Source organism: Enterococcus sp. AZ156 (assembly GCF_051714165.1).
Classification (GTDB): Bacteria; Bacillota; Bacilli; order Lactobacillales; family Enterococcaceae; genus Enterococcus_B; species Enterococcus_B pernyi.
In genome coordinates this window covers 2,055,475-2,080,350 of record NZ_JBIORI010000001.1, presented here as the reverse complement: position 1 = coordinate 2,080,350, position 24,876 = coordinate 2,055,475, and the positions used below count along the sequence as shown (strand labels likewise).

Below are 24,876 nucleotides of genomic sequence, written 5' to 3'. Positions count from 1 at the left end.
TCCATGAAAGAAAGAGAACGTATTTTAGAATTAGTTAAAAAAGGCATCCTTTCAACTGAAGAAGGTTTAGAACTATTGGAGAGTATGGCAACTGAAAAAGATGAAAAGCAAATCGCAAAAGAGGCAGATCGTGTACATGCTGATCGTAAAGAAAAAGATGAAGCAAGTCGTTTGATCGATGAACTTGAAAATGGCAAAGCTGAACGTGAAGCAGTAGAACCAGATCCAAGACAAAAAGAGCAAGAAGACAAAGAGAATCTAGAAAAAATCTTAGATGAATTGGCGACTGAAGCGAACAAAACTTCTGCTCACTTAGATGAAGTCAACGCAAAACTTTTTGAAAATAAAATTGCACGCAATGAAAAACAGGAAACATTGATGCAATTGAATACAAAAGAAGAGTTGGATCAACTAACAGAAGAAGAATTGACACAACGTCAACAATTGGAGCAAGAAGTCAAAGAACTTGAAGCAGCCGGAGATCTCTTATCTGAAGAGCGGATCAAGCTTGAAGCTGAATTAAAAGATATCCGTAAAAGCCAATGGTCTGAGAAAAAAGACACCTTTGCTGAGAAATTTGACTTGCCAGAGGATTGGAAAGAACAAGCAAATGACACATTGAACCAAGTCGGCGAAAAAATGACTGAAGCTGGGAGTCAACTAGGTAAATTCTTAAAGAAAACCTTCCAAAATGTTTCCGTAACAGTGAATGATAATATGGAATGGAAAGATGTCAGTTTACGAGTACCTGGGATCGCTACAACTAAATTTGAACACGAATTTTACTATAGCGCGCCACAAGCAAGTATTATCGACATCAAAGCGGCTAATGGGAATGTCACCTTGAAAACTTGGGATAGCGAAGACGTAAAAGTCGAAGCGAAAATCAAGCTTTATGGAAAAATGGGTGCAGAGCCTTATGAAGCTTTTGCTGAACGCAGTCAAATCGAAGTCAATGATGAACACATTTCTTTCCAAATCCCGAACAAACGTGTACGTGCCGATTTAGTCTTCTACTTACCAAAACGCACGTATGACCATACAGCAATCAAATTACTCAATGGTAATATTGTAGTTGAAGATTTAGATGTAAAAGATATTTATATGAAATCAACAAACGGTAATATCTTGGTTGAGCAAATGGCTGCAACGATGCTTGAGATTGGTGGAGTCAATGGGAATATCGATGTCCGTAATGGAGATATTTTAGATTCAATCATTGAAACAGTCAACGGTACAGTTACTTTTGGCGCAACACCAGAAAACTTAGCAATTTCATTAGTCAATGGGGATGTTCGTTTGACAGTGAAAGAAGATCGTTTGAAGAAAATCGAAGCAAGCTCAGTCAATGGTAACGTCAAAGTTGCATTGCCAACAACCATCGGTATGGACGGTCATGCAAAAACAAGTCTCGGCAGTATCAATAGCCGCCTGTCTGATTATGAAGTGATCCGTGAAAAGAAAGAGCGCACGAATCAAATGTTAGAATTCCGTCGCGTTTCTGAAAATGAAATGGCGAAAATTGAATTGTCTACTACAACTGGTAGTATCTATTTAAAAGATACAGATAAATAATTTTTTCGCTTCGACCTTCTGAAAGAGGAAGGCGAAGCGAAAATCATACTTATAAGAAACAAACAATAGGTTTATTATTTCAATAAATCTTCCGAAGTAAGATTGTTTTAGCATCTTTCTTCAATTAAAATAGGAGAACAGAGGTGAAAGAAAATGAAAAAAAAGTTGACAAAATCAAATAAAAATATTGTATTGACTGGTACTTTAGCTGGGATTGCTGAATATCTTGGGATTGATCCAACAGTTGTTCGTGTCATTTACGTCTTCTTAAGTTTAGTTGCATTCGGAAGCCCAATTATTTTATACATTCTGTTGGCTTTGCTTGTGCCTTCAGGAAAGAATAATCAACGTCGATATGGACATGACAACGACTATTATCAAAAAAACAACTACAGAGAACAAACGAATAAACGAAAAGAGGCAGAGAAAATCAACGATGACGAATGGAGTGACTTTTAATGTCTTATCTTCAACGTATTGTTGTTAGTACGCTGACGTTTATCTCTCTGGCAGTTATTTTTCCAAATATGATATTTGTGAATAGTATTTGGACCGCAGTTGTGGCGAGTTTTGTTCTTTCTGTGCTGAATCTATTAGTCAAGCCATTCATTATGTTTTTATCGATCCCCTTTACCTTGTTGACGTTTGGATTATTCACTTTTGTGATCAACGCATTGATTTTACAAATGACCTCCTTCTTTGTCGGAGCAGCTAATTTTAGCTTTTCGTCATTTGGATCAGCTATAATGATTGCAGTGATCATGTCATTCGTAAATATCATCGTTAGCAATCGTAATATGAACAGGAATCGTTAGAAAACAATGCAAAGGACAATAAAGCACAATCAAATAAGTGGAAAGAGGAAGTGGCAATTGTCGCTTCCTCTTCTTATTTCTAAAGAAATGACAGCGATTTCTTGATCGGTGCTTGCCATAAAAAACGAGTGTAATGAAAAGGATATCCCTTGTTTTTTTTATTGGTAGTACTTTTACCGATAGAATGATAAAATAAAAGAGAACAGTTTAATAGAAATGAGGTATACGAATGGCAGAAATGGTAAAAGTTAGCCAATTAGTAGAAAAACTATCATTAGAAATCGTCACTGGTGACGAGCAAAGTTTAAATCGTGTCATCGTAACCGGTGATATCTCCAGACCTGGACTGGAATTGACCGGTTATTTTAATTATTATTCGCATGATCGACTACAGTTATTTGGGAGCAAAGAAATCAGCTTCGCAGAACGGATGATGCCGGAAGAGCGTTTGATGATCATGCGTCGTTTATGCAGTGAAGACATGCCAGCCTTTATCATCTCTAGAGGTTTAGCTGCACCAGAAGAAATGATTCAAGCAGCAAATGAACATGGCATGGCCGTTTTGCGTTCGCCAATCTCAACCTCACGTTTACTTGGTGAGTTATCAAGTTATTTAGATGGACGATTAGCACCTAGGACAAGTGTTCACGGCGTCTTAGTCGATGTCTATGGACTAGGTGTCTTGATCCAAGGAGATAGTGGTATTGGGAAGAGTGAGACAGCGTTAGAACTGATCAAAAGAGGCCATCGATTGATTGCAGATGATCGAGTGGATGTGTATCAACAAGATGAGCTAACTGTTATTGGAGAGCCACCAAAAATCCTTGAACATTTGATTGAGATTCGCGGAATCGGGATCATTGATGTGATGAATCTTTTTGGTGCCAGTGCAGTCAGAGGATCGATGCAAGTCCAATTAGCTGTCTACTTAGAAGCTTGGGCAAAAGAGAAAAAATACGATCGTTTAGGGTCTGAAGATACTTCTGTTGAAATTGCGGAAGTAGGTATCCCCCAAATCAAAATACCTGTGAAAACTGGACGAAATGTCGCGATCATCATTGAAGTTGCTGCGATGAATTTCCGTGCGAAAACGATGGGATTCGATGCAACGAAGACATTTGAAGAAAGATTGAGCCGTTTGATTGAAGAAAATTCAAACGGACAATAGCTAGGAGTGAAAGTATGATTGCACAAATCAATCGGGTCGCTTTTGACCTTTTAGGAGTTCCTATTTACTGGTATGCATTGATCATTGTTTCAGGCATTATCATCGCCATGTGGTTAAGCAGTCGAGAAGCAGTAAGAGTAGGAATGAAAGCAGAAGACGTCACTGACTTTATGTTATGGGGATTACCGCTATCGATCATTGGCGCACGCTTGTATTACATCTTGTTCGATTTACCACAGTATATTGCAAATCCGATCCAAATATTCAATATCCGTTCAGGCGGTCTAGCGATTTATGGTGGTCTGATTGCAGGCGGTATCACATTATATTTTTACACGAAATATCACTTCATTGATGTCTGGACGTTCTTGGACATTGCTGCACCTAGTGTTTTATTAGCACAAGCAATTGGGCGCTGGGGAAATTTCATGAACCATGAAGCATTTGGACCAGATACAACAAGGAGTTTCTTAGAAAGTCTATATTTACCGAATTTTATTATTGATAATATGTATATCGATGGGATCTATCGACAGCCAACTTTCCTTTATGAATCAGTATGGAGCCTTATTGGCGTGATCATCCTCTTATTACTACGGAAGAAAACGCATCTTTTGAAAAAAGGGGAAATCGCACTGCTTTACTTGATATGGTATAGTTTTGGTCGTTTCTTCATCGAAGGAATGAGAACGGATAGTCTTTACTTTTTAGATACGATCCGTGTGTCACAGCTTTTATCTGCTGTGCTATTCATTGGAGCAATCGTTCTATTCATCTGGCGTCGGAAAAAAGGCAACTTACCAGATTACGACCGATCTTTAGGGAAAAATCAATTCATTATCTAAAGTCCAAGTCGAAAAAAATGAAAAAATTTGCAGGAGTGGTAAAATGAAATATAGGGTAGCGGTTTTAGGTGCTGGCTCGTGGGGAACAGCATTAGCACAAGTGCTTGCTGAAAATGGTCATGACGTTCGACTCTGGAGTCACCGTGCCTCACAGGTTAATGAAATCAACCAAAAGCATATCAATGAGCATTATTTACCAAAACACCAATTGCCCAAAACGATCATCGCATACTCGGACATGGCGAAGGCTGTTTCGGATGTAGATGCTGTTTTGTTCGTTGTACCGACTAAGGCGATTCGTTCGGTATGTCAAGAACTCGTTGAGGTCTTGCAAACAAAACCAGTGATCATCCATGCAAGTAAAGGCTTAGAACAAGGAACACACAAGCGGATCTCAGAAGTCCTGGCAGAAGAGATCCCAGCAGAAAAGAGACAAGCAATTGCTGTTTTATCGGGTCCAAGTCATGCAGAAGAAGTGGCTCGTCACGATATTACGACGATCACTGCTGCAAGCACGGAAGCAGATGCTGCTAAATTTGTTCAAACACTATTTTTGAATCATTATTTCCGAATCTATACGAATCCTGATGTTATTGGGGTCGAAATGGGTGCCGCTTTAAAAAACATTATCGCAATCGGTGCAGGTGCAATCCATGGCTTAGGTTTTGGGGATAATGCAAAGGCAGCTATCATGACAAGAGGATTAGCAGAAATCAGCCGCTTAGGTGTTGCTATGGGAGCAAATCCGTTGACCTTCATCGGACTGAGCGGTGTCGGTGATTTAATTGTCACTTGTACAAGTATCCACTCGAGAAATTGGCGTACCGGTAATCTGCTTGGACAAGGCCATGAATTAAGCGAAGTCTTGGATAATATGGGCATGGTCGTGGAAGGTGTCCAGACCACACGAGCTGCTAAAGAGTTAGCTGAGACCATGGGGATCGAGATGCCGATCACTCAAACGATTTATGAAGTGCTATATGAGCACAAGAACATAAATGAAGCAGCGACAGAGATCATGTTGCGCGATGGCAAAAAAGAGAATGAATTTCACTAACATTTTTAAGGGAGAGAAAAAAATGAAAGTAAAAAAAGCAGTGATTCCAGCAGCAGGTTTAGGAACAAGATTTTTACCTGCAACAAAAGCGATGGCAAAAGAAATGTTGCCGATCGTTGATAAACCAACGATTCAATTTATCGTAGAAGAAGCGTTAAAATCAGGGATTGAAGATATTTTGATCGTCACAGGGAAAGCAAAACGCCCAATTGAAGATCATTTTGACTCAAATATCGAATTAGAAACGAACTTAGGCGAAAAAGGAAAAACTGAATTACTAAAATTAGTGGAAGAAACAACGGATGTAAACCTTCATTTTATTCGTCAATCGCATCCTAAAGGGTTAGGACACGCTGTGTTGCAAGCAAGAGCATTCATCGGAAATGAACCGTTTGTTGTCATGTTAGGCGATGACATCATGGAAGATGAAATACCATTGACACAACAACTGATCGACGATTATGAGCGTACACATGCTTCAACGATCGCCGTGATGCAAGTACCTCACAAAGATACATCTAAATATGGGATCATCAATCCAGGAGAAGAACTAGAAGACGGCTTATTCAATGTCAAAGATTTTGTTGAAAAGCCTGAACCAAGTAAAGCACCAAGTGATTTAGCAATTATTGGACGCTATTTATTGACACCCGAAATCTTTGATGTCTTAGCAGAGCAAAAACCAGGTGCAGGTAATGAGATCCAATTGACCGATGCAATCGATACATTGAATAAGACACAACGCGTATTCGCACGTAAATTTACGGGTAAACGTTATGATGTCGGCGACAAATTTGGTTTTATGAAAACAAGTATCGAATATGGATTGACACATCCAGAAGTGGGTGGACCATTAAGAGAATACATTCTATCATTAGGCAAGTCTTTAGCAGCAGAGACGCCTTCATCTTTCAATCAATCAACAGAAACTTCTGAACCAACTAACAAAAAGTAAACAAACGAGATGCTTCAGCTGCTGATCAAAATGTAGGTAGTTGAAGCTTTTTGCTATTTTTTATTTGTTTAAAAAATATGAAAATGCTATCCTTATAGCAAGAAGAGGAGAAGGAGGCTTGATTATGACAGTTGGAGAAATTGCTGGCTTGATTGCAGCAATTGCTTTTGCAATACTTGTGGTCTTTCTAGTACGTGTATTGATTCGATTAGCAAAAACGATTGAAAAAGCAGAACAAACAGTAACAGAAGCAAACACAACGATTGAAGTCGTTACCAAAGATGTTGATCTTTTATCGAGACAAGTCGAAGGCTTGTTAGTGAAAAGCAACGAATTGTTGAATGATATCAACGGAAAAGTAGCAACGATCGATCCTTTATTTACAGCTGTCGCTGATTTGAGCGAGAGTGTATCAGAATTGAATTCTTCAAGCAAACACATCGTTACAAAAGTTGGTGGCATCGGTAAAACAACAGCAAAAGCAACTGTTGCCAGCAAAGTCGGTGGGACTGCAGTGAAATTCTTTAAACATAAAAAACCAACAACAGATACGACAGGAGGAAAATAATCATGGCAAAAAAAGGTGGATTTTTACTAGGTGCAGTGATTGGTGGTACAGCCGCAGCAGTGGCAGCATTGCTACTTGCACCAAAATCTGGTAAAGAATTACGTGATGAATTAGCAGCACAAGCGGATGATTTTCTAGATATGGCTTCTGATTATACAGAGATGGTAAAAGAAAAATCAACTGAATTGACAAGTATCGCAAAAGACAAAGCGCATGATCTTTCACAACAAGCAGGCGATTTAGCTGGTAATGTCAAACAAACAGTCTCAGACGCAACAGCCGACGCAGGAGACGAATCAGAAGATATTTTAGTGACATTGAAAGAGCAATCAGCTGATTTATCTGATCGTTTCAAAAAATCAGCTGCTGATTTAGGCGACACAGCAGCTGCTGCGAAAGAAGACATCATGATCGACATCAAAGATACAGCAGACCAAGCAGGTAGTACTGTAAAAGAAGGCATTGACGAAGCTAAACCAGTAGCTGAAGATGCAAAAATCTTGTCTGAGATGGCAAAAGAAGATGCAGCTACTGCGAAAGAAGATTTAAAAGATACATTTAAATAAGCAACACTAAAAAGTGAGCAAGAAAAGGCACGATCAGGAAACAACCTGATTCGTGTCCTTTTTTCTCTAATCTTACGTGGAGAGGATATTGTAAATGATTGAGATCAAGAAAAGCGATTCCGAAGAAACAGAAAAGAAAATCATTGGTCTGCTGAACGAACAATATATGCAATCATTTTCTACAAATGAACACTTAACAACTCAAACCATTTCAATCAGTGCATCTAAGGATGAGAAGTGGATCGGTGGCGCAGTAGCATCTTTATTTGGTAATACCTTGCATCTATCATTGCTCGCCGTAGATCAATCGTACCGTCACGAAGGCATCGGATCGCGATTAATAGAAGCGGTTCAACAAACAGCATTGGAAAACCAGTGTTTGTATATGACCGTCAATACGCAAGATTATCAAGCTCGAGAGTTCTACGAAAGGCATGGCTTTGAGGTGTTTGCTTCGGTGGAAAATATGCCTTTTGTTGGCACAACGAAATTCTATTTAAAGCAACAAATAGCAAATGAATAGGTATCGACAACTAACGGATATCAGAAAAAGCAACTAAAAAAAATAAGCGATAACCCGAAAATAGTTTCTACTTTGGGGTTATCGCTTATTTACAGGTCAAAACGCTTCTTTCACAACCTATGATAAACGGTGTTCAAGAAGCAACATTTCAATAATAAGTCAAAAAAACCAAAATGAAAAAAGCCATTTTGGTTTTTTTGCCCTTATTACTCAGTGTTGAGCGCTTCTTTCACAACCTCGATAAACGGTGTTCGAAAGCCAGCTCCTTCAATATTAAGTCAAAACTTGAAAAAATGTGAGAAGCTATTTTCTCAAGTTCTGTCTTAATACTCGGAGCAGAACGGCTTTCTCACAACCTCGATGAACGGTGTTCAAGAAGCTGACCTTCAACATTAAGCTGAGAAATCAAAAAATATGGAAAGCTATTTTCTGATTTCCCCTCTTACTGCTCAGGTCAAAACGCTTCTTTCACAACCTTACTCCACCACTAATAATTCTTTTGGTGTTGTTGTAAATGGGATGCAACCGTCACTTGTGACATAGACGCAATCTTCGATTCTTACGCCTACTTGATCAGGGATATAAATACCTGGTTCTAATGAGAAGCACATGCCTTCTTCGATCACTAGATCATTGCCTGCCACTAGTGAGGGATATTCATGAACAGTTGTACCAATACCATGACCTAGACGATGATTGAAGTATTCGCCGTAGCCGTAGCTTTCAATGACGTTACGTGCGACTTGATCAAGTTCAGCGGCTGTGACGCCTGGACGAACAGCTTCTTGAGCTGCTAATTGGGCTTCAAGCGTGATTTGGTAGATTTTCTCTTGAAATTCTGTCGGTTTTTGGAAGGCAACTGTTCGTGTCGCATCACTACAATAGCCATCCCATACGACGCCTAGATCGAACAAGACAAGTTCATTTGGTTGGATCGTAGTACTTCCAGGTGTTCCATGAGGGCTTGCTGCATTTGTCCCCGCTAAAACTAGCGTGTCAAAAGACATTTGAGATACCCCTTGTTTTTTTAGTTGATATTCGATTTCAGCAATAATCGCTTGTTCCGTTACGCCTTCTTTGATGGAGCGAAAACCAATTTCAAAAGCTACATCTGCCCATTTTCCTGCCGCAATCAATTGCTCTTTTTCTTTTGTTGTTTTGATCAATTGCAGACGTTGGATGACCGGAGTCAGGTCAGCAAATCGGACACTGCTTGTCATTTGTTGCGATAACGCGTCAAAGCGATCAACCGTCAATGCATTTTTTTCGATCCCGATCGTTTTTATTTGTGGATAACGGGTGCGGATCTCTTGCCCGATCAATAGCCAAGGATCTTCACTATCAAGATAACCTCGGACATCATAGGCCCAAGGACTATTTTGTGCATCTTCTACTTCTAATGCAGGTGTAAACAAGAAAGGATCTTGGTCAAGTGGAAGAAATAGAGCTAGTACACGTTCATGGGGTTCACTTTTATAACCAGCAAAATAGGCGATATGACCTGGATCACTGATATAAGCAAGGTCGATTTCTTTTTGAGCCATCCATTGGCGTAATTCATTGATTTTTTCAAGATTCATTTGGACATCCTTCTTTCACATTTATGGCATGTTTCGATAATTCATTGTACCACTCTTGTAAAAAAAGACCAATTGACTAAAAGTGAAAAAGGTGATTTTTTTCATGAAAACGCTAGTAAAACGGTTGCAATTTCTGTCAATCTTTGATATCCTGTTTTAGAAATGTAAATCGTATTTTCAGAAAAGATATAAAAACAGAATAGGAGAACAACGATGGAAAAACAAACTATCACTATTTATGACGTAGCGAGAGAGGCAAATGTTTCGATGGCTACTGTTTCACGTGTTGTCAATGGGAATCCAAATGTAAAACCAGCTACAAGAAAAAAAGTATTGGAAGTCATTGACCGCTTAGATTATCGCCCAAATGCTGTAGCTCGTGGTCTTGCAAGTAAAAAAACAACGACGGTTGGGGTCATCATCCCAGATGTCAGCAATATGTTCTTTGCTTCATTAGCACGTGGGATCGATGATGTGGCAACGATGTACAAATATAATATCATTTTGGCAAATTCAGACGGAAATGACCAAAAAGAAGTCAACGTACTGAACAATCTTTTAGCCAAACAAGTTGACGGTGTGATTTTCATGGGGCATCATATCACAGATGAAATCCGTGGCGAATTCTCACGTTCAAAAACTCCAGTTGTTTTAGCTGGTTCGATCGATCCAGACGAACAAGTAGGAAGTGTCAATATCGACTATACTTCAGCGACAAAAGATGCAGTAACTAAATTAGCTAAAAACGGCAATAAAAAAATTGCCTTTGTAAGTGGTGCATTGATTGACCCGATCAATGGCCAAAACCGTTTGAAAGGCTACAAAGAAGCGTTGAAAGAAAACGGACTGACTTATAGTGAAGGTTTGATCTTTGAATCAAGCTATAATTTTAGAGATGGCTTGTCATTAGTAGAACGTATCCACAATAGTGGAGCAACTGCTGTTTATGTAACGGATGATGAACTAGCAATCGGTATTTTAGATGGCTTGATTGACCGTGGTGTCAAAGTACCAGAAGAATTTGAGATCATCACAAGCAACAATTCTTTATTGACTGAAGTTGCTCGCCCACGCTTGACAAGTATTACGCAACCATTATATGACTTAGGTGCGGTATCAATGCGTCTATTGACAAAAATGATGAACAAAGAAGAAGTAGAAGAAAAAACAATCATCTTACCATATGGAATTGAAGAAAAAGGTTCAACGAAATAAATCGATTGAGATAAACATCAAGCGATTGATCAAATAAAACGATAATTAAAAGTAGCTGAAATGACAAAGAATAGTCGTTTCAGCTACTTTTTTATGGAAATAACAGGGGTAAAGCTTCACCAAAGATAAGTAAAAACGAATAAAAAATGAGCCGGATCTTGATATCATTTATCAAGATCTGACTCATTTTTTTTTGAGAAAGAGTAGTGGACTCAAATTGTTTTTTTAATCGTCGTCTTTGTCATCCTCTTTGTTCTGTGGATTTTCACGTTCGAATGTTCCGACAGTATTCCAGTAATCTTTGTAATTTTCATCTGTTCCACCTACACCAAATTTGAAGGTGCTTTTCTCAGGACCATTTTTTGCCCAAAGTGACTCGACAGTTTTGCTAGGTGTATTGATCGATCTTCGGTCAACGGTCACTTTTCCAGGTAATTGTCCTGTGAAGGCAGAAACGTCTTCTTTCTTCACATCAGAAGCAAGTGTGAATTTCTGATCGGTACCAAAAATCGTTGGGTTTACTTGATACACTTGATTGATTAAATTCGCTAAATATTTGGATGAACGCAATCTTGCTTGGGCATCCATTCCGGTATTATCATCGTGTCCTGCCCAACTACTGATCGTGACAGAGGGTGTGGAGACAACTAACCATGAATCTCGGTAATCATTCGTTGAACCAGTTTTACCGATCCAGTCCGCTTGACCTAAGCTGCCATTGAGACTAGTGATATCATCTTTGAATGGTGTGGTGATCTTTTCATTGATAACGCTACGCAACATATCATTGACGATCGAAGCTGCGGCTTCGGAAAAGACGCGCACTGGTTTAACTTCGTGTTGATAAATGACATTCCCCTCGTTGTCAGTGATTGCATCAATGATATACGCTTGCTGGAATTCGCCATTATTTGCTAATGCCTGGAAGCCATTGGTTTGTTGAAGAGTGGTGACATCGACTGTTCCCAGTGGTGCCGATTCAACGCCCCAGTTGGCATTTGCGGGATAGTTCATTTTTGATAGATACGTTTCGTAGGCGTATTGTTTTGAGCCGCCATTGTTCAAAACATCTTGATATAAATGGTAAGCAGGGATATTGTTCGACCATTCCAATGATTCACGAACCGTTTGGAAGGTATTTGATCCTTTATTCGTCGCATTGACGATGTCTTCTCCCGCATTTGAGCCTTCTTGCCAAGTAGTTGCATAGTCAGAAACACGTGATTCTGAACCAACTAAGCCCATATCGATCGCTGGACCATAAACCAACATCGGCTTGATCGATGACCCGGCTTGTCTTTGAGTATCAAAGGCATGATTATTTTGGTTCAGCGCATAATTACGACCACCGACAAATCCATAAACTCGACCGGTTTTATTATCCATCAGAACGTTACCAGTCTCAACAGGTGTGCCTTTTCCGTCATCAAGTAAGTAACCATAATTGGCAACACCTGCTTGCATCGCATCATAGATGCCTTTATCGATCGTTGAATGAATCGTGTACCCTTGATTTTGGATCGTTTGTTCTGCACGTTGATAGTAGGCATTGTAGACGTCTGTATCGGATAGATCTGCGTTATCTTTTTCTCCCAATTGTCTAGCAATGATATCGGTCGCGGCATTCATGACCGTGTAATATAAGAAGTCACGGTCAGTTTGTTCTGCCACTTGTTGACCTAAGAAATCTTTTGTTAAGTCATAGGCTTTTGCTTCTTCATATTGTTCTTTTGTGATTTGGTGTTCACGGTACATGCTAAATAGCACGATGTCTTTTCTTTCTAAGCCGGCAGTAAGGTCTTCTTTCAATGCACCTGTATTGGTATAAGGGCTATAAGTGATCGGACTTTGTGGTAAACCTGCGATAAATGCCGCTTGTGGTAAGGATAAATCGCTCGCATTGACTCCGAAGATCCCTTGCGCAGCTTCTTGGACACCGGCAATATTTTGGCCTTTATTGTTTCTTCCGAAAGGTGAAACATTCAAATAAGTGGAGATGATTTCGTCTTTTGTAAAATGTTTCTCGACTTGAGCAGCCAATAAGATCTCATTTGCTTTACGTTTAAAGGTTGTTTCATCGGTCAAAATCTGTTGCTTGACTAACTGCTGGGTCAGTGTTGATCCTCCAGATGAGCCGATCCCGGTTGCTTCAGAGAAAAGTGCTCGGATCACCGCTTTAGGAACATAGCCTTTATGTTCTTCAAAATATTCATCCTCTGTGCTGATGATCGCAGATTTTAAATAAGGCGACATTTGATCTGAAGGGACGGTTGTCCGCATCAAATCAGTTTGGATCGTCGAGATCTCTGTATTATCGGCATAAACAAGTTTTGATGTTTCGGTTATATTGCCTAACTCAGATTGTAACTCAGATTTGGAAGGTAGCTTTGTATCTTCAACTAGATACGCAAAATAGCCGGCACCGACTCCCACACCTAATGCAGCGAATAGAATGATAAGAACCATGATAAAAACGGTTAATGATTGAAAAACGCGAAAAATGACCTTAGGAACAAACCACTTTTCTTTTGTTCGTCGTGCTTGTTTTCTTCGTGTATTATTACGTGGCAAAGGTTTCACCTCAACTAATGGTTTTATTTCGCTAATTATAGCAAATAATAGAACAAAAAAACAGACATGGCTTTTTTTGTGTCTTATTTGACCTTTGGTTTTGAGAAAACATTAAAAATTCTTCTAGTTATTTTGTATCTGCTCGGATCATTGGACAGATTTCAAACTTTTCTTTCAAATCCGTTTCAGTTAAGATAAAAGGAGAGTGAACAAATCCATTCACTGAGTGACTAGCCGAGAGGGCTTTATAGGAGGAGTAAGATGTTATTAGGTTCACATGTCAGTATGAGCGGTAAAAAGATGTTACTAGGTGCAGCAGAAGAAGCAGCCAGCTATGGTGCTTCTACTTTTATGATCTATACAGGCGCACCACAAAATACCCGTAGAAAACCAATTGAAGAAATGAATATTGAAGCTGGAAAACAATATATGGAAGAAAATGGATTGAAGAATATAGTGGTCCATGCACCGTATATCATTAATTTAGGAAATACAACGAAACCAGAGATGTTTCCTTTTGCTGTACAGTTTTTAAGAGAAGAAATCGTTCGAGCGGAAGCATTAGGAGCAACTCAGATCACATTGCATCCAGGCGCACATGTCGGTGCTGGAGCAGAGGCAGGGATTGCAAGGATCATTGAAGGGCTAAATGAAGTCTTGACGAAAGAACAGACCGCACAAATCGCCTTAGAGACAATGGCAGGAAAAGGTACAGAGATCGGCAGAACGTTCGAAGAGTTGGCACAGATCATTGATGGAGTGACATTGAATGAAAAGCTATCAGTCACCTTTGACACGTGCCACACGAATGATGCCGGCTATGATGTAGCGAATGATTTTTATGGCGTCATTGAAACGTTTGATAAAGTGATTGGTTTAGATCGCTTAAAAGTACTACACATCAATGATTCAAAAAATCCACAAGGTTCACATAAAGACCGCCACGCCAATATCGGCTTTGGTACGATCGGTTTTGATGCATTGAATAAAATCGTCCATGAACCAATGTTCAAAGATGTTTCAAAGATTCTTGAAACACCATATGTCGGAAAAGATAAAAAATTAGCTTATGCCCCTTATGGGAAAGAAATCGCGATGTTCAAAGCTGAAACCTTCAACCCAGAAGTATTCCCAGAATTATTAGCAGATGTAGAAGGCTAAGTAAGTCATATTCTTTATTAAATAAATTGATTTTTAGGATCGAATGACTTGAGGTCGGGACAGAAGTGTTCAGCCTCGAGAAATAAGGCACCATCCACGAAAATTGTTCTTCAAATTTTTGTGGATGGTGCCTTATTTTTTGAAGAAGTTGCTTCTCTTCTCGTTGTTAACTTGATTTTAAATTAAAAAGATAAGGTTATGTTTATTTTGAAAGAAACGGATGATAAAAGAAAACCAATCAAATAAAGAAAATTTGTTGATTATCATTTGCCTTGGAGTTGACTTTAGGGTTTATGATAACCTATATAAAAGTGGAGGGTGATGGAATGAATATAAAAAAAGCAGCTGACATGTTTGATTTGAGTGTGGATACACTCCGTTACTATGAACGTGTAGGAGTCATCCCGCCGGTTAGTCGTAATGAGAGTGGGTATCGGGATTACACAACAAATGACCTAAATTGGATTTATTTAGCAAAAAATTTACGTAACGCGGGTTTGTCTGTAGAATCTCTCATTGAATTTGCTCACTTGGCTCAATTACGCGAAGCACAAAACGTGGAAAAAGCGCAAAAGCAGATTTTAGTTGATCAGTTAGAAGAACTAGATAGAAAACTAGAGGAGATGCAGGAAGTGAGAGAATTGCTGGTTTATAAGATCGAAACGTATGATGAACATATTGCGAAGTTCAAGGCTGGGGAAATGACTCCAGATAAAGTCGAAAAATTATGGGAACGAAAAAAGTAAAAATTTTTTCTTGCTATGGATCTAACTTCAAGGTTTAGGATAGAAAAGGTAAAGAAGAAAAGGAGGAAATAACATGAACACAATAAAATTGAACAATGGTGTAGAGATGCCTCAACTAGGATTTGGGGTTTATCAAATTCCACTAGAAGAAACAGCAGAAGCGGTTTATCAAGCCATCAATGCAGGATATCGTTTGATCGACACAGCATTTATTTACGGAAATGAAAAAGAAACTGGTGAAGGAATCCGACGTGCGATCGCCGAAGGAAGTGTAAAGCGTGAAGAACTTTTTGTCACTTCTAAATTATTTATTCTACAAACTCCAGAAGAAAAAGCAACTGAAACGATCGAACATTCTCTGGAGGCAATGGGGTTAGAGTATCTTGATTTATATCTAATTCATCAACCCTATGGAGATATCTATGGCGCATGGCGTGCAATGGTTGCTGCTCAAAAAGCAGAGAAATTACGTGCAATTGGGATTTCCAATTTCAAATCGGCTAAAATGATCGAATTTGTTGGTTTGAATGATGTGAAACCTCAAATCAATCAAATAGAAGTAAATCCTTGGAACCAACGTGTAGAAGATCAAGAATGGCATGAAAAATATGGCGTACAAATCGAAGCTTGGGCACCATTTGCTGAAGGTCGTCACGAGTTGTTCACAAATCCTGAATTAGCAGAAATCGGTAAAAAATATGATAAAACAGTCGGACAAGTTGTTCTTCGTTGGTTGATGCAAAGAGGGATCGTTGCTCTAGCAAAATCTGTTCGACCAGAGAGAATGGCTGAAAATATTGATATCTTTGATTTTGAACTTTCGAATGAAGATGTTGAAAAAATAGTCGCTTTAGATATGAAAGAGTCTGCCTTCTTTGACCATGATGCACCACAACAAGTGGAATGGTTTATGGAGAGAATGTTGGCTACAGAAAAATGATAGAAAACTATTGATCTGTGAAAAGGATAAAAGTTTAAAAGAATCGAATGTGAAAGGACGAAATAATAAAAGCAATAGAAAGAAGTTAGGAAATTTGAAGAGAGAAAAATTTGGTGTCATTTTACCAATTACTTTATTATCCTATTTTTTGATTTTAATGGATAATTCTATTATTTTTACAAGTTCTATGAAGATAGGAGAAAGTTTAGGTTTATCTGCAAGAGCACTTTCATGGGTATCAAGTGCATATACGCTTACTTTTGGTGGTTTTTTACTATTAAGTGGTCGCCTTTCTGATTTATTTGGAAGAAAAAAGATTTTTTTAGTTGGTTTATTTATTTTGGGATAAGTTCACTGCTTATTGGATTATCACAAACAGCAGGAACGTTGATCATGATGCGTGGTGTCCAAGGAGTAGGTAGTTCCATTATTGCTCCGACATCTTTAGCACTGCTCATGGATGCTTATCAAAATAATATGAGGCAACGTGCGATCTCTTATTATGGAGCAACGGCGGGAATTGGTTCAAGTATTGGTTTGTTAGTTGGTGGGGGACTGACTAGCTTGATTTCTTGGCGCGCTGGTTTCTTAATAAATGTGCCATTTACTCTTTTGTTAGTGGTTTTAACATTGAAATATGTGAGACCTTCGGAACGTCGAAGGGAACGTATTGATTATTTAGGAAGTTTATTATCGATCCTCGGATTGATAGGAATCATCTACGGTCTTACTGAAGGAAAAAGTAACTTTTTATTCATAGGTATCATGTTTTTAGGTTTGTTTATTTTATGGGAGCGAAGGACTTCTTCGCCAATGCTTCCCCTCGAACTTTTTAAAAATAAGATACGTTCTGGTGCCTATGCTACTCGTCTCTTATTTATGATGGCGATGCTGCCATTTTGGTTCTTTTTACCTCAAATGATGCAAAGTCAATATGGATTCTCAGCGTTACAATCAGGATTTGCTTTTCTACCACTAACGATAGTTAATTTTATTATTGCGATGCAGTTGCCGAGAATGACTGCACGATTTGGAAATAATAGGATGTTGTTTGTTGGAGAAATAATACTAGCAATAGGGGTGATTTTACTGGCGGTTTCGAACCCGTTTAATGGTTATTGGCAAACGATCTTTGTTCCTATGATGATCCTTGGATTAGGACAAGGAATGATTTTAGCGCCAGTGACATCTGCTGGTATCCATGAAGCACCTGACGAATTAGCAGGTATCGCAAGTGGTTTGACGAATACCATGCACCAAATTGGTGGACCAATTGGTTTGTCATTGATTGTCTCGACTACTACTAATTTTCAAACTGAGATCTGGTGGATGGTTACTTTTACAATCATAGCTATTGCCGTGGTAGCTATTTATCTTCATGATGAAAAATAGAACTTTCTAATTTAGTAACCACAAAAAAGAAGCATAGGTCAAAACCTATGCTTCTTTTTTTCCTGCTTAGAGGGGGGAATGGCTCACGACAACTCTTGTAAACGTTGTTCATAGCGTTTATTTCCCTTGTAAAGATCAACGATCGTCCAAGCGAGTAAGGCGAGAACTGCAACGATGATGATGTAAGCGATCCGATCAGCAAGGGCGATTGACGCAGTAGAAGCTTGATCGCCGAAGAAAGCTTCGATTTGTCCAGGGAGTCCGCGCAAGTTTAAATACGTCAAACTGATGACAGAAAACCAACCAAGTATTTTGACGATCAGTGAATTTTTGAAACGGGCGCCCATTTCTGCTTGGCTGTTGGTCATCATCAATAAAGGAATCATTGAAAAAGGTAAGGCAAAAGCTAAGAATACTTGGGACTCATTCATTAGATTATTAAGTGCTGTATGTTCTTCGATCGTGCCTTTGGAGCTAGTGAACAAGACACAAAGTAGTACTGGAATGACGGACAATAGTCGAGTGACTAAACGGCGTAACCAGATCGGCATGCGCATATGGATAAAGCCTTCCATAATGACTTGTCCAGTCAATGTACCGGTAATCGTTGAATTTTGACCAGAAGCAAGCAGTGCTACTGCAAATAAGGTTGATAAAATGCCTGATTTTGCTACGGCGATCAAGACGCCGTTACTCATCGCAGATGGATCGGAAAGTGCTTCATATAAACCAAAGAAAGAGGGATCTTGAACTGCACCAGTTTTAAAGACGGCAACCCCCATGATCAATAGAAGTGCATTGACAACGAAAGCCATCGTTAATTGAATATTGGAATCCCATGTTGAGAAACGAACCGCTCTTGCAATATCTTCTGGATCTTTTCGATCGATCTCGCGGGTTTGGGAAACAGCAGAGTGCAAATAGAGATTGTGAGGCATCACAGTTGCACCAATGATCCCTAAAGCTCCAGTCAATGGGGTTTCTCCACCGATTTTTGGTTCTTCAGCAAATGTTTGGCTATTAGGAATAAAGCCTTTGAATAGACTGCTCCAATCAGGGTTTGAAAGCGCCACTTGGTAGACAAAGACAAATAGGATAACGAAAATCAAACAGACGACTAACGCTTCGATTTTACGAAAACCGATCTTTGTCAAAAGAAGCAAGACAAAGACATCCAAGACGGTAATAAAGACAGCAATTGCCAAAGGAATATCAAATAATAAATATAAAGCGATCGCTGCACCAATGACTTCAGCGATATCTGTCGCCATGATCGCTAATTCGGTCAAGATCCAAAGAATGACCCCTAGCGTTTTACTCGTACGAGCACGAATCGCCTGTGCCAGATCCATTTGGCTGACGATCCCAAGTTTGGCCGCCATATATTGTAGTAACATAGCAATCAAGCTGGACATCAGAATAACTGACATCAATAAGTATTGGAAATTTTGGCCACCGGTGATCGATGTTGACCAATTACCTGGGTCCATATAGCCGACTGCTACGAGTGCACCAGGTCCGGAATAGGCAAGTAAGGTGCGGAAGAAACTTTTTCCTTTTGGTACTTTAACCGTACCGTTTACTTCTGAAAGGGATAACCCATTAGTGTGTTCAATCCATTTATGTTTATTCTCGTGATTATTCAAATGAAAACCACCCTTCTATTTCTTTTCGAATTCATTCTACACCCAGAGACGAAAAAATAAAAGAAAAAAATTCGGCTAACCTAAAAATTAAATGTGGCTCACTTTCTAAATAGGTGTTTTTGTATAATCATGAAATAAAAATGACTTTTTTTACATATTCTTAAGAAAACGCCTTTCTTTTTTTTGTAAGTTTTAGTAAAATGAATCATTGAGAGCAATTAGGAAAAGGAAAGGAGAGATTTACATGGTATCAAACGGAATCGTTGTACTTATTGCAGTTATTGCATTGTTAATCGGCGCAGTCGGTGGATTCTTTCTTGCGCGTAAATATATGAAAGATTACTTAGAAAAAAATCCTCCCGTTAATGAGGAAATGTTAAGATCAATGATGATGTCTATGGGGCAAAAACCATCTGAAAAGAAAATTCGTCAGATGATGCAACAGATGAAGAACCAAGGGAAGAAGTAGGTTCTTATTCGACAACATCAAAAAGCGGGCTGATTGATTTCAGCTCGCTTTTTTCTTTTTCTCCATTTGAGAAAAGCGCATTCATGCCGATCAATGATTATTTTTTATAAATTGTATAACGATCATATTTTTTCGATTGTGATCAACGATATCTGAGGATGCAATTCAACCTCGGAAATAAATGAAATTTTTAGGAGTTAGAAGGAGGAAATATATGTCGATTTTCAGAAAATTGGGTTGGTTTTTTAAACAAGAGAAAAAGCACTATTTGATTGGCGTATTTTCTTTGTTCGCGGTGGCAATAGTGCAGTTGATCCCACCTAAAGTCATCGGGATCATTATCGATGAAATCGCCGATCAAAATATCTCGATGCAAATCATTGCATTGTGGATAGGTGTATTGATCATTGCAGCTTTTTTGCAATATCTTTTTCGCTATATTTGGCGAATGAACATTTGGGGCAGTGCAGCTAGACTTGAAAAAGAATTACGCCAGCGTCTATTTGCTCATTTTACGCGAATGGATAGTTTGTTCTATCAAAAATACCGGACGGGTGATTTGATGGCTCATGCAACGAATGATTTGAACGCGATTCAAAATGTAGCTGGTGCAGGAATTTTAACATTTGCAGATTCAGTGATCACTGGAGGAACGACGATCATTGCGATGGTTCTATTCGTTGATTGGCGGTTAACGTTGATTGCATTGATCCCATTGCCATTATTAGCGGTTACTTCAAGGATCTTAGGCTCAAAATTACATGATGCGTTTCGTGACTCACAAGAAGCCTTTTCAAGTATCAACGATAAAACGCAAGAAAGTATCACAGGTATCAAAGTCATCAAAACATTTGGTCAAGAAAAACAAGACTTGGAAGATTTCCAAGAAAAGATCGATGATGCCATTGAGAAAAATAAGCGAGTAAACTTTTTAGATGCGCTTTTTGATCCATTCATCACATTGATCATTGGCTTGTCATATGTGGCGACAATTATTTTAGGTGGACGTTATGTCTTGGATGGTACGATCTCAATTGGACAGATGGTTTCCTTTATCAGTTATATCGGTATGCTTGTCTGGCCGATGTTTGCGATTGGACGTCTGTTCAATGTACTAGAGAGAGGGAATGCTTCGTATGATCGTGTCAATGAACTATTGCATGAGAAAACACATATCGTCGAAAAAGTAGGAGCAGAAATGACACCAGCAAAAGGTGAGTTGAATGTGGCAATCACACAATTTACCTATCCAGACGATGAACAGCCAGCATTAGAACACATCAAATTTGCGATCAATGAAGGTGATACGTTAGGTATCGTTGGTAAAACAGGTGCCGGTAAGACGACGATCATCAAATTATTGATGCGTGAGTATGACCATTATCAAGGAGAAATCAAATTTGGCGGACGAACGATCAGAGACTACTCACTAGATGCCTTGTTGCGCTCGATTGGTTATGTGCCACAAGATCATTTCTTGTTTTCGATGACGATCCTAGATAATATTCGCTTCTCCAATCCACAGAAATCACCAGAAGAAGTGGAAGAAGCAGCGGAATTGGCGTATATCAACACAGAAATCAAAGGACTGCCAGAAGGGTACCAGACAATGGTCGGTGAACGTGGAGTCTCCCTTTCTGGTGGACAGAAGCAACGGTTGTCGATTGCTCGTGCATTGATCCAAAGTCCCGAATTATTGATTTTGGATGACGCATTATCCGCTGTTGATGCTAAGACAGAAGAAGCAATCTTACGTAACCTTAAAGCAGAACGGAAAAACAAAACCACGATCATTGCGGCCCATCGTTTAAGTAGTGTCATGCACGCCAATGAAATTATCGTCATCGATCATGGTCGGATCATTGAACGTGGCACACATCAAGAGTTGTTAGCTCTTGGCGGTTGGTACGAACAAATGTGGCAGAAACAACAATTAGAAGCAAAAATTGAAGGAGGTGGCGAATAATGGAAGATCAATATCAGTCGGAATGGTCAAAATCCATGACCTATAAAGAACAAGCTTCGATCATTAAACGGTTGATGCAATTTGCTAAACCCTTTCGCTCGACATTCATCATTGCGATTTTATTTGCTTTAGTATTATCAGTCATCAATGTGCTATTGCCAAGGATCATCCAAACATTCATGGATGAGCATCTAGCGAAGCAGTCAGCAACGACACAAGTCATCCTTTTCTTTGCAGGGCTTTATCTATTTGGGGTCATTGTCAAAAGTATCATCTGGTTTTTCCAATGGTATCTATATTCGATGGCGTCATTGAAGACCTACCAACATATCCGTGTAAAGTTGTTTGAGAAACTTCATACACTAGGAATGCGGTACTTTGACCAAACGCCAGCTGGATCGACTGTTTCTCGTGTGACTAATGACACAGAAACACTGTTTGAATTTTGGTATGTCTTTCTGATGGTTTTAACAGGAATTTTTGCCGTGATTTCTTCATTTATTGCGATGTTTCAAATCAATCAAAAAATCGCGCTATGGTGTCTGATCTTTTTACCGATTTTAGGAGTAGTGATTTGGTATTATCAAAAATTCAGTTCAAGGATCTATCGAAATATGCGTGAGCGCTTGAGTCAATTGAACACAAAATTAAATGAATCGATTTCTGGGATGCGGATCATCCAACAATTTCGTCAAGAATCGCGTTTAGCAAAAGAATTTGAGGAAGTCAATGAAGAGTATCTAGCGACTCGCTATGCCATGATCAAGACAAATTCGATTCTTTTGAGTCCAATCATCAGTTTTTTATATGCTTTAGCAATTGCCTTGACTTTGACGTTGTTCGGACTCGACGCGTTACATTCACCAGTTGAAGTCGGTTTGATCTTTGCCTTCACCACCTATGTTCAAGGATTCTTTAATCCGATGTCGCAAATGATGGACTTCTTGAGTGTCTTTACGGACGGAACAGTCGCAGGAAGTCGTATCTTGAAAATCATGGATACGGAAGAATATGCACCACAGCAAAAGGAATCAGCGGATCGGACGATCACTGCTGGAAAAATCGAATTTCGTAATGTCAGTTTCTCTTATGATGGAAAAAACAATGTATTGAACAATATTTCATTTGTTGCTAATCCAGGAGAAACTGTCGCATTAGTCGGACATACAGGAAGTGGGAAAAGTTCGATCATCAATGTGTTGATGCGTTTTTATGAGTTTTACGAAGGGCAGATCTTGATTGATGATCATGACATTCGTGAATATCCGATCGCTGAATTACGCAATAAAATGGGTCTAGTATTACAGGATGCGTTCTTATTTTATGGGGATATCGCTGGAAACATCCGAATGATGAATCCAGAGATCACAGACGAACAAATACGTGAAGCCGCTGAGTTTGTCCAAGCGAATCAGTTCATTGAAGATTTACCGAAAGGGTATCATTCAAAAGTGATTGAAAGAGGGGCAAGCTATTCAAGTGGGCAACGCCAATTGATCACGTTTGCCAGAACGATTGTAACTGATCCTAAAATCTTAGTTCTGGATGAAGCAACGGCGAATATCGACACAGAAACAGAAGTGTTGATCCAAGAAGGACTTGCGAAGATGCGTCAAGGTCGGACAACGATTGCTATCGCCCATCGTCTGTCAACGATCCGTGATGCAGAGTTGATCCTCGTATTAGATAAAGGACATATCGTGGAGCGCGGGAATCATGAAACACTTTTAGCGGAAGAAGGGCTATACGCAGATATGTACAAATTACAAAGTGAGTAACAGGGAAGAATAAAGACATCTGTTTTTGAAACACTTGTATCGTAAGCCGTGATAAAAATAGTTAGCCTCAACTCATAAGTCTTGAATCCCCAAAAACGTGCCAACTTTTGGGGATCAAGGCTTTTTTTATGACTTGATTGATAGCGGTGTGATTCAAATCAAAAAAGTCAATCGGCTATTCTTACTGTCTAGTTAATGGCTGTTCTGGGGGAGTGGTAGTTTCCATGTTAACGTGAAAGAATTTTTTTAGAAATATAGGAATAATACAAAAGAAAGCGTTGACATTTTAAAATTGTTTCGCTACTATGAAGAAAAGAACATACTGTTGGATAGTGATTGCATCACGCAAGCTAAACCTAATCAGTCACCATGAATCGATTCCATGGCTGACTTTTTGGGTTTTTTTGTTTTTTTAGGAGTGACAATCATAGAAAGGGGATATTATGCGGATTGAAAAAATTCTAAATAATAATGTCGTTGTCACAAGGGACAAATTAAATCGAGAAATGATCGTTATGGGAAAAGGATTAGCATTCAAAAAAAAGATTGGTGATGCTATTTTAGAAGCGGGTGTGGATAAAGAATTTCATTTGACAGATGATCGACTGTCGAGACATTTTCAAAAATTAGCGGAGGATATCCCGATGGAATACCTCGAACTCTCCTACGAGATCATTGAGTATACGAAAGAAAAGTTAGATGTGACATTGAATGAATCCATTTATATTTCATTGACCGATCATTTATACAATGCGATCAAACGTTATAAAATCGGCGTTGGATTACCTAATGTTTTATTATATGATATCAAGCAATTATTTCCGAGAGAATACCAAATAGGTAAAAAAACGATTGAAAAAGTCCATCATAAATATGGATTTGATTTATCCGAAAATGAAGCTGGATTTATTGCCCTTCATTTAGTCAATGCACAATCAGAACAAGATAGTATGAACAATATGTACCAGTTTACGAAAACCATTCAAGATATTTTGAATATCGTTCGCTATTATTATCAAACACCCTTTGATGAAGAATCGCTTTATTTTTTCCGATTTGTCACGCATCTTCGTTTTTTTCTTAGCCGTGTGATGAACACGTCCCTTACCCAAGAAGGTGAGGTCGAGGAGGAATTGATCCAGATGATCCAGCGAAAATACCAAACGGCTTCTGGCTGCGTGGACAAAATCGCTTTATTCTTACAGGAAACATTTAATTATCATATGTCAGACGATGAAATTGTCTACTTAACGATCCATCTGGCTCGTTTGGCAGATAATAATCATTAAAAAAATCACTAAAAGGAGGGCCGTGGATTCAACGAATGAGTACCAAAGGAT

21 protein-coding genes and 1 pseudogene are annotated in these 24,876 nt (G+C 39.0%); 19 read left to right on the top strand and 3 right to left on the bottom strand.

What is annotated here, in order from left to right; genetic code table 11:
- Positions 1–3: 3 nt before the first annotated feature.
- The 10 genes from liaX to IGJ95_RS09790 all read left to right on the top strand — a co-directional run bounded on the left by liaX (position 4) and on the right by IGJ95_RS09790 (position 8,072).
- Positions 4–1,575, top strand: a complete 1,572-nt coding sequence (gene liaX, locus IGJ95_RS09835) for a daptomycin-sensing surface protein LiaX (RefSeq protein WP_438761808.1) — start codon at positions 4–6, stop codon at positions 1,573–1,575.
- Positions 1,576–1,728: 153 nt separating this feature from the next.
- Positions 1,729–2,034: a PspC domain-containing protein gene (locus IGJ95_RS09830; protein WP_010734926.1), complete on the top strand. Its 306-nt coding sequence runs from the start codon at positions 1,729–1,731 to the stop codon at positions 2,032–2,034.
- Positions 2,034–2,390, top strand: a complete 357-nt coding sequence (locus tag IGJ95_RS09825; RefSeq protein WP_010734927.1) for a phage holin family protein — start codon at positions 2,034–2,036, stop codon at positions 2,388–2,390. The genes IGJ95_RS09830 and IGJ95_RS09825 overlap by 1 nt, the downstream gene beginning before the upstream one ends.
- Positions 2,391–2,619: 229 nt before the next feature.
- Positions 2,620–3,558, top strand: coding sequence for an HPr(Ser) kinase/phosphatase (gene hprK / locus IGJ95_RS09820; protein ID WP_010734928.1), 939 nt, complete (start codon positions 2,620–2,622; stop codon positions 3,556–3,558).
- A gap of 14 nt (positions 3,559–3,572) precedes the next feature.
- On the top strand, positions 3,573–4,403 hold the full coding sequence (lgt, locus tag IGJ95_RS09815; RefSeq protein ID WP_023520023.1) for a prolipoprotein diacylglyceryl transferase: 831 nt from the start codon (positions 3,573–3,575) through the stop codon (positions 4,401–4,403).
- 43 nt (positions 4,404–4,446) lie between these two features.
- On the top strand, positions 4,447–5,460 hold the full coding sequence (locus tag IGJ95_RS09810) for an NAD(P)H-dependent glycerol-3-phosphate dehydrogenase (RefSeq protein WP_153830240.1): 1,014 nt from the start codon (positions 4,447–4,449) through the stop codon (positions 5,458–5,460).
- Between the two features lie 22 nt (positions 5,461–5,482).
- Entirely contained in the window at positions 5,483–6,415 is a 933-nt protein-coding gene (gene galU, locus IGJ95_RS09805; protein ID WP_010734931.1) for a UTP--glucose-1-phosphate uridylyltransferase GalU, read from the top strand.
- A gap of 124 nt (positions 6,416–6,539) precedes the next feature.
- A complete protein-coding gene (locus IGJ95_RS09800; protein WP_010734932.1) occupies positions 6,540–6,983 on the top strand; it encodes a DUF948 domain-containing protein in 444 nt (147 codons plus the stop codon).
- Between the two features lie 2 nt (positions 6,984–6,985).
- Positions 6,986–7,549 (top strand): YtxH domain-containing protein, encoded by a 564-nt coding sequence (locus IGJ95_RS09795; protein ID WP_010734933.1) that lies wholly within the window; start codon positions 6,986–6,988, stop codon positions 7,547–7,549.
- 94 nt (positions 7,550–7,643) lie between these two features.
- Positions 7,644–8,072 (top strand): GNAT family N-acetyltransferase, encoded by a 429-nt coding sequence (locus IGJ95_RS09790; protein WP_062804913.1) that lies wholly within the window; start codon positions 7,644–7,646, stop codon positions 8,070–8,072.
- 476 nt (positions 8,073–8,548) lie between these two features.
- On the opposite strand, the gene IGJ95_RS09785 is transcribed toward IGJ95_RS09790, so the two are convergent.
- On the bottom strand, positions 8,549–9,652 hold the full coding sequence (locus IGJ95_RS09785) for an aminopeptidase P family protein (RefSeq protein WP_062804914.1): 1,104 nt from the start codon (positions 9,650–9,652) through the stop codon (positions 8,549–8,551).
- Between the two features lie 213 nt (positions 9,653–9,865).
- Here IGJ95_RS09785 and ccpA point away from each other — a divergent pair, with 213 nt between their 5' ends.
- A complete protein-coding gene (gene ccpA, locus IGJ95_RS09780; protein WP_023520019.1) occupies positions 9,866–10,867 on the top strand; it encodes a catabolite control protein A in 1,002 nt (333 codons plus the stop codon).
- A 225-nt stretch (positions 10,868–11,092) separates the two neighbouring features.
- Here ccpA and IGJ95_RS09775 read toward each other — a convergent pair whose 3' ends face one another.
- On the bottom strand, positions 11,093–13,438 hold the full coding sequence (locus IGJ95_RS09775) for a transglycosylase domain-containing protein (protein ID WP_065096318.1): 2,346 nt from the start codon (positions 13,436–13,438) through the stop codon (positions 11,093–11,095).
- Between the two features lie 261 nt (positions 13,439–13,699).
- Between IGJ95_RS09775 and IGJ95_RS09770 the strand changes: the two genes are divergently transcribed.
- From IGJ95_RS09770 to IGJ95_RS09755, 4 genes and pseudogenes are all read left to right on the top strand, one after another.
- Positions 13,700–14,599, top strand: a complete 900-nt coding sequence (locus IGJ95_RS09770; RefSeq protein ID WP_010734938.1) for a deoxyribonuclease IV — start codon at positions 13,700–13,702, stop codon at positions 14,597–14,599.
- 326 nt (positions 14,600–14,925) lie between these two features.
- Entirely contained in the window at positions 14,926–15,345 is a 420-nt protein-coding gene (locus IGJ95_RS09765; RefSeq protein ID WP_010734939.1) for a MerR family transcriptional regulator, read from the top strand.
- Between the two features lie 73 nt (positions 15,346–15,418).
- On the top strand, positions 15,419–16,285 hold the full coding sequence (locus IGJ95_RS09760; RefSeq protein WP_010734940.1) for an aldo/keto reductase: 867 nt from the start codon (positions 15,419–15,421) through the stop codon (positions 16,283–16,285).
- A gap of 94 nt (positions 16,286–16,379) precedes the next feature.
- Positions 16,380–17,677 (top strand): annotated as a pseudogene (locus tag IGJ95_RS09755) (MFS transporter).
- Positions 17,678–17,760: 83 nt separating this feature from the next.
- On the opposite strand, the gene IGJ95_RS09750 reads toward IGJ95_RS09755, so the two are convergent.
- A complete protein-coding gene (locus IGJ95_RS09750; protein WP_023520012.1) occupies positions 17,761–19,323 on the bottom strand; it encodes an Nramp family divalent metal transporter in 1,563 nt (520 codons plus the stop codon).
- A 244-nt stretch (positions 19,324–19,567) separates the two neighbouring features.
- Between IGJ95_RS09750 and IGJ95_RS09745 the strand changes: the two genes are divergently transcribed.
- The 4 genes from IGJ95_RS09745 (at position 19,568) to licT (ending at position 24,825) form a co-directional block, all read left to right on the top strand.
- Complete coding sequence (locus IGJ95_RS09745; protein ID WP_010734944.1) at positions 19,568–19,792, top strand: YneF family protein; 225 nt, start codon at positions 19,568–19,570, stop codon at positions 19,790–19,792.
- Between the two features lie 214 nt (positions 19,793–20,006).
- Positions 20,007–21,758, top strand: a complete 1,752-nt coding sequence (locus IGJ95_RS09740; RefSeq protein WP_019723116.1) for an ABC transporter ATP-binding protein — start codon at positions 20,007–20,009, stop codon at positions 21,756–21,758.
- Positions 21,758–23,536, top strand: coding sequence for an ABC transporter ATP-binding protein (locus IGJ95_RS09735; RefSeq protein ID WP_062804919.1), 1,779 nt, complete (start codon positions 21,758–21,760; stop codon positions 23,534–23,536). The genes IGJ95_RS09740 and IGJ95_RS09735 overlap by 1 nt, the downstream gene beginning before the upstream one ends.
- 443 nt (positions 23,537–23,979) lie before the next feature.
- Complete coding sequence (gene licT / locus IGJ95_RS09730; RefSeq protein WP_153830239.1) at positions 23,980–24,825, top strand: BglG family transcription antiterminator LicT; 846 nt, start codon at positions 23,980–23,982, stop codon at positions 24,823–24,825.
- Positions 24,826–24,876: the final 51 nt, after the last annotated feature.

Excerpts from the sequence above, each read along its gene's own strand:
- liaX (WP_438761808.1), top strand. The coding sequence starts at position 4 with ATGAAAGAAAGAGAACGTATTTTAGAATTAGTTAAAAAAGGCATCCTT.
- IGJ95_RS09800 (WP_010734932.1), top strand. The coding sequence starts at position 6,540 with ATGACAGTTGGAGAAATTGCTGGCTTGATTGCAGCAATTGCTTTTGCA.
- IGJ95_RS09735 (WP_062804919.1), top strand. The coding sequence starts at position 21,758 with ATGGAAGATCAATATCAGTCGGAATGGTCAAAATCCATGACCTATAAA.
- IGJ95_RS09760 (WP_010734940.1), top strand. The coding sequence starts at position 15,419 with ATGAACACAATAAAATTGAACAATGGTGTAGAGATGCCTCAACTAGGA.
- IGJ95_RS09745 (WP_010734944.1), top strand. The coding sequence starts at position 19,568 with ATGGTATCAAACGGAATCGTTGTACTTATTGCAGTTATTGCATTGTTA.
- IGJ95_RS09790 (WP_062804913.1), top strand. The coding sequence starts at position 7,644 with ATGATTGAGATCAAGAAAAGCGATTCCGAAGAAACAGAAAAGAAAATC.
- licT (WP_153830239.1), top strand. The coding sequence starts at position 23,980 with ATGCGGATTGAAAAAATTCTAAATAATAATGTCGTTGTCACAAGGGAC.
- lgt (WP_023520023.1), top strand. The coding sequence starts at position 3,573 with ATGATTGCACAAATCAATCGGGTCGCTTTTGACCTTTTAGGAGTTCCT.
- IGJ95_RS09810 (WP_153830240.1), top strand. The coding sequence starts at position 4,447 with ATGAAATATAGGGTAGCGGTTTTAGGTGCTGGCTCGTGGGGAACAGCA.
- IGJ95_RS09830 (WP_010734926.1), top strand. The coding sequence starts at position 1,729 with ATGAAAAAAAAGTTGACAAAATCAAATAAAAATATTGTATTGACTGGT.
- IGJ95_RS09825 (WP_010734927.1), top strand. The coding sequence starts at position 2,034 with ATGTCTTATCTTCAACGTATTGTTGTTAGTACGCTGACGTTTATCTCT.
- IGJ95_RS09740 (WP_019723116.1), top strand. The coding sequence starts at position 20,007 with ATGTCGATTTTCAGAAAATTGGGTTGGTTTTTTAAACAAGAGAAAAAG.
- IGJ95_RS09785 (WP_062804914.1), bottom strand. The coding sequence starts at position 9,652 with ATGAATCTTGAAAAAATCAATGAATTACGCCAATGGATGGCTCAAAAA.
- IGJ95_RS09765 (WP_010734939.1), top strand. The coding sequence starts at position 14,926 with ATGAATATAAAAAAAGCAGCTGACATGTTTGATTTGAGTGTGGATACA.
- galU (WP_010734931.1), top strand. The coding sequence starts at position 5,483 with ATGAAAGTAAAAAAAGCAGTGATTCCAGCAGCAGGTTTAGGAACAAGA.
- ccpA (WP_023520019.1), top strand. The coding sequence starts at position 9,866 with ATGGAAAAACAAACTATCACTATTTATGACGTAGCGAGAGAGGCAAAT.
- hprK (WP_010734928.1), top strand. The coding sequence starts at position 2,620 with ATGGCAGAAATGGTAAAAGTTAGCCAATTAGTAGAAAAACTATCATTA.
- IGJ95_RS09795 (WP_010734933.1), top strand. The coding sequence starts at position 6,986 with ATGGCAAAAAAAGGTGGATTTTTACTAGGTGCAGTGATTGGTGGTACA.
- IGJ95_RS09770 (WP_010734938.1), top strand. The coding sequence starts at position 13,700 with ATGTTATTAGGTTCACATGTCAGTATGAGCGGTAAAAAGATGTTACTA.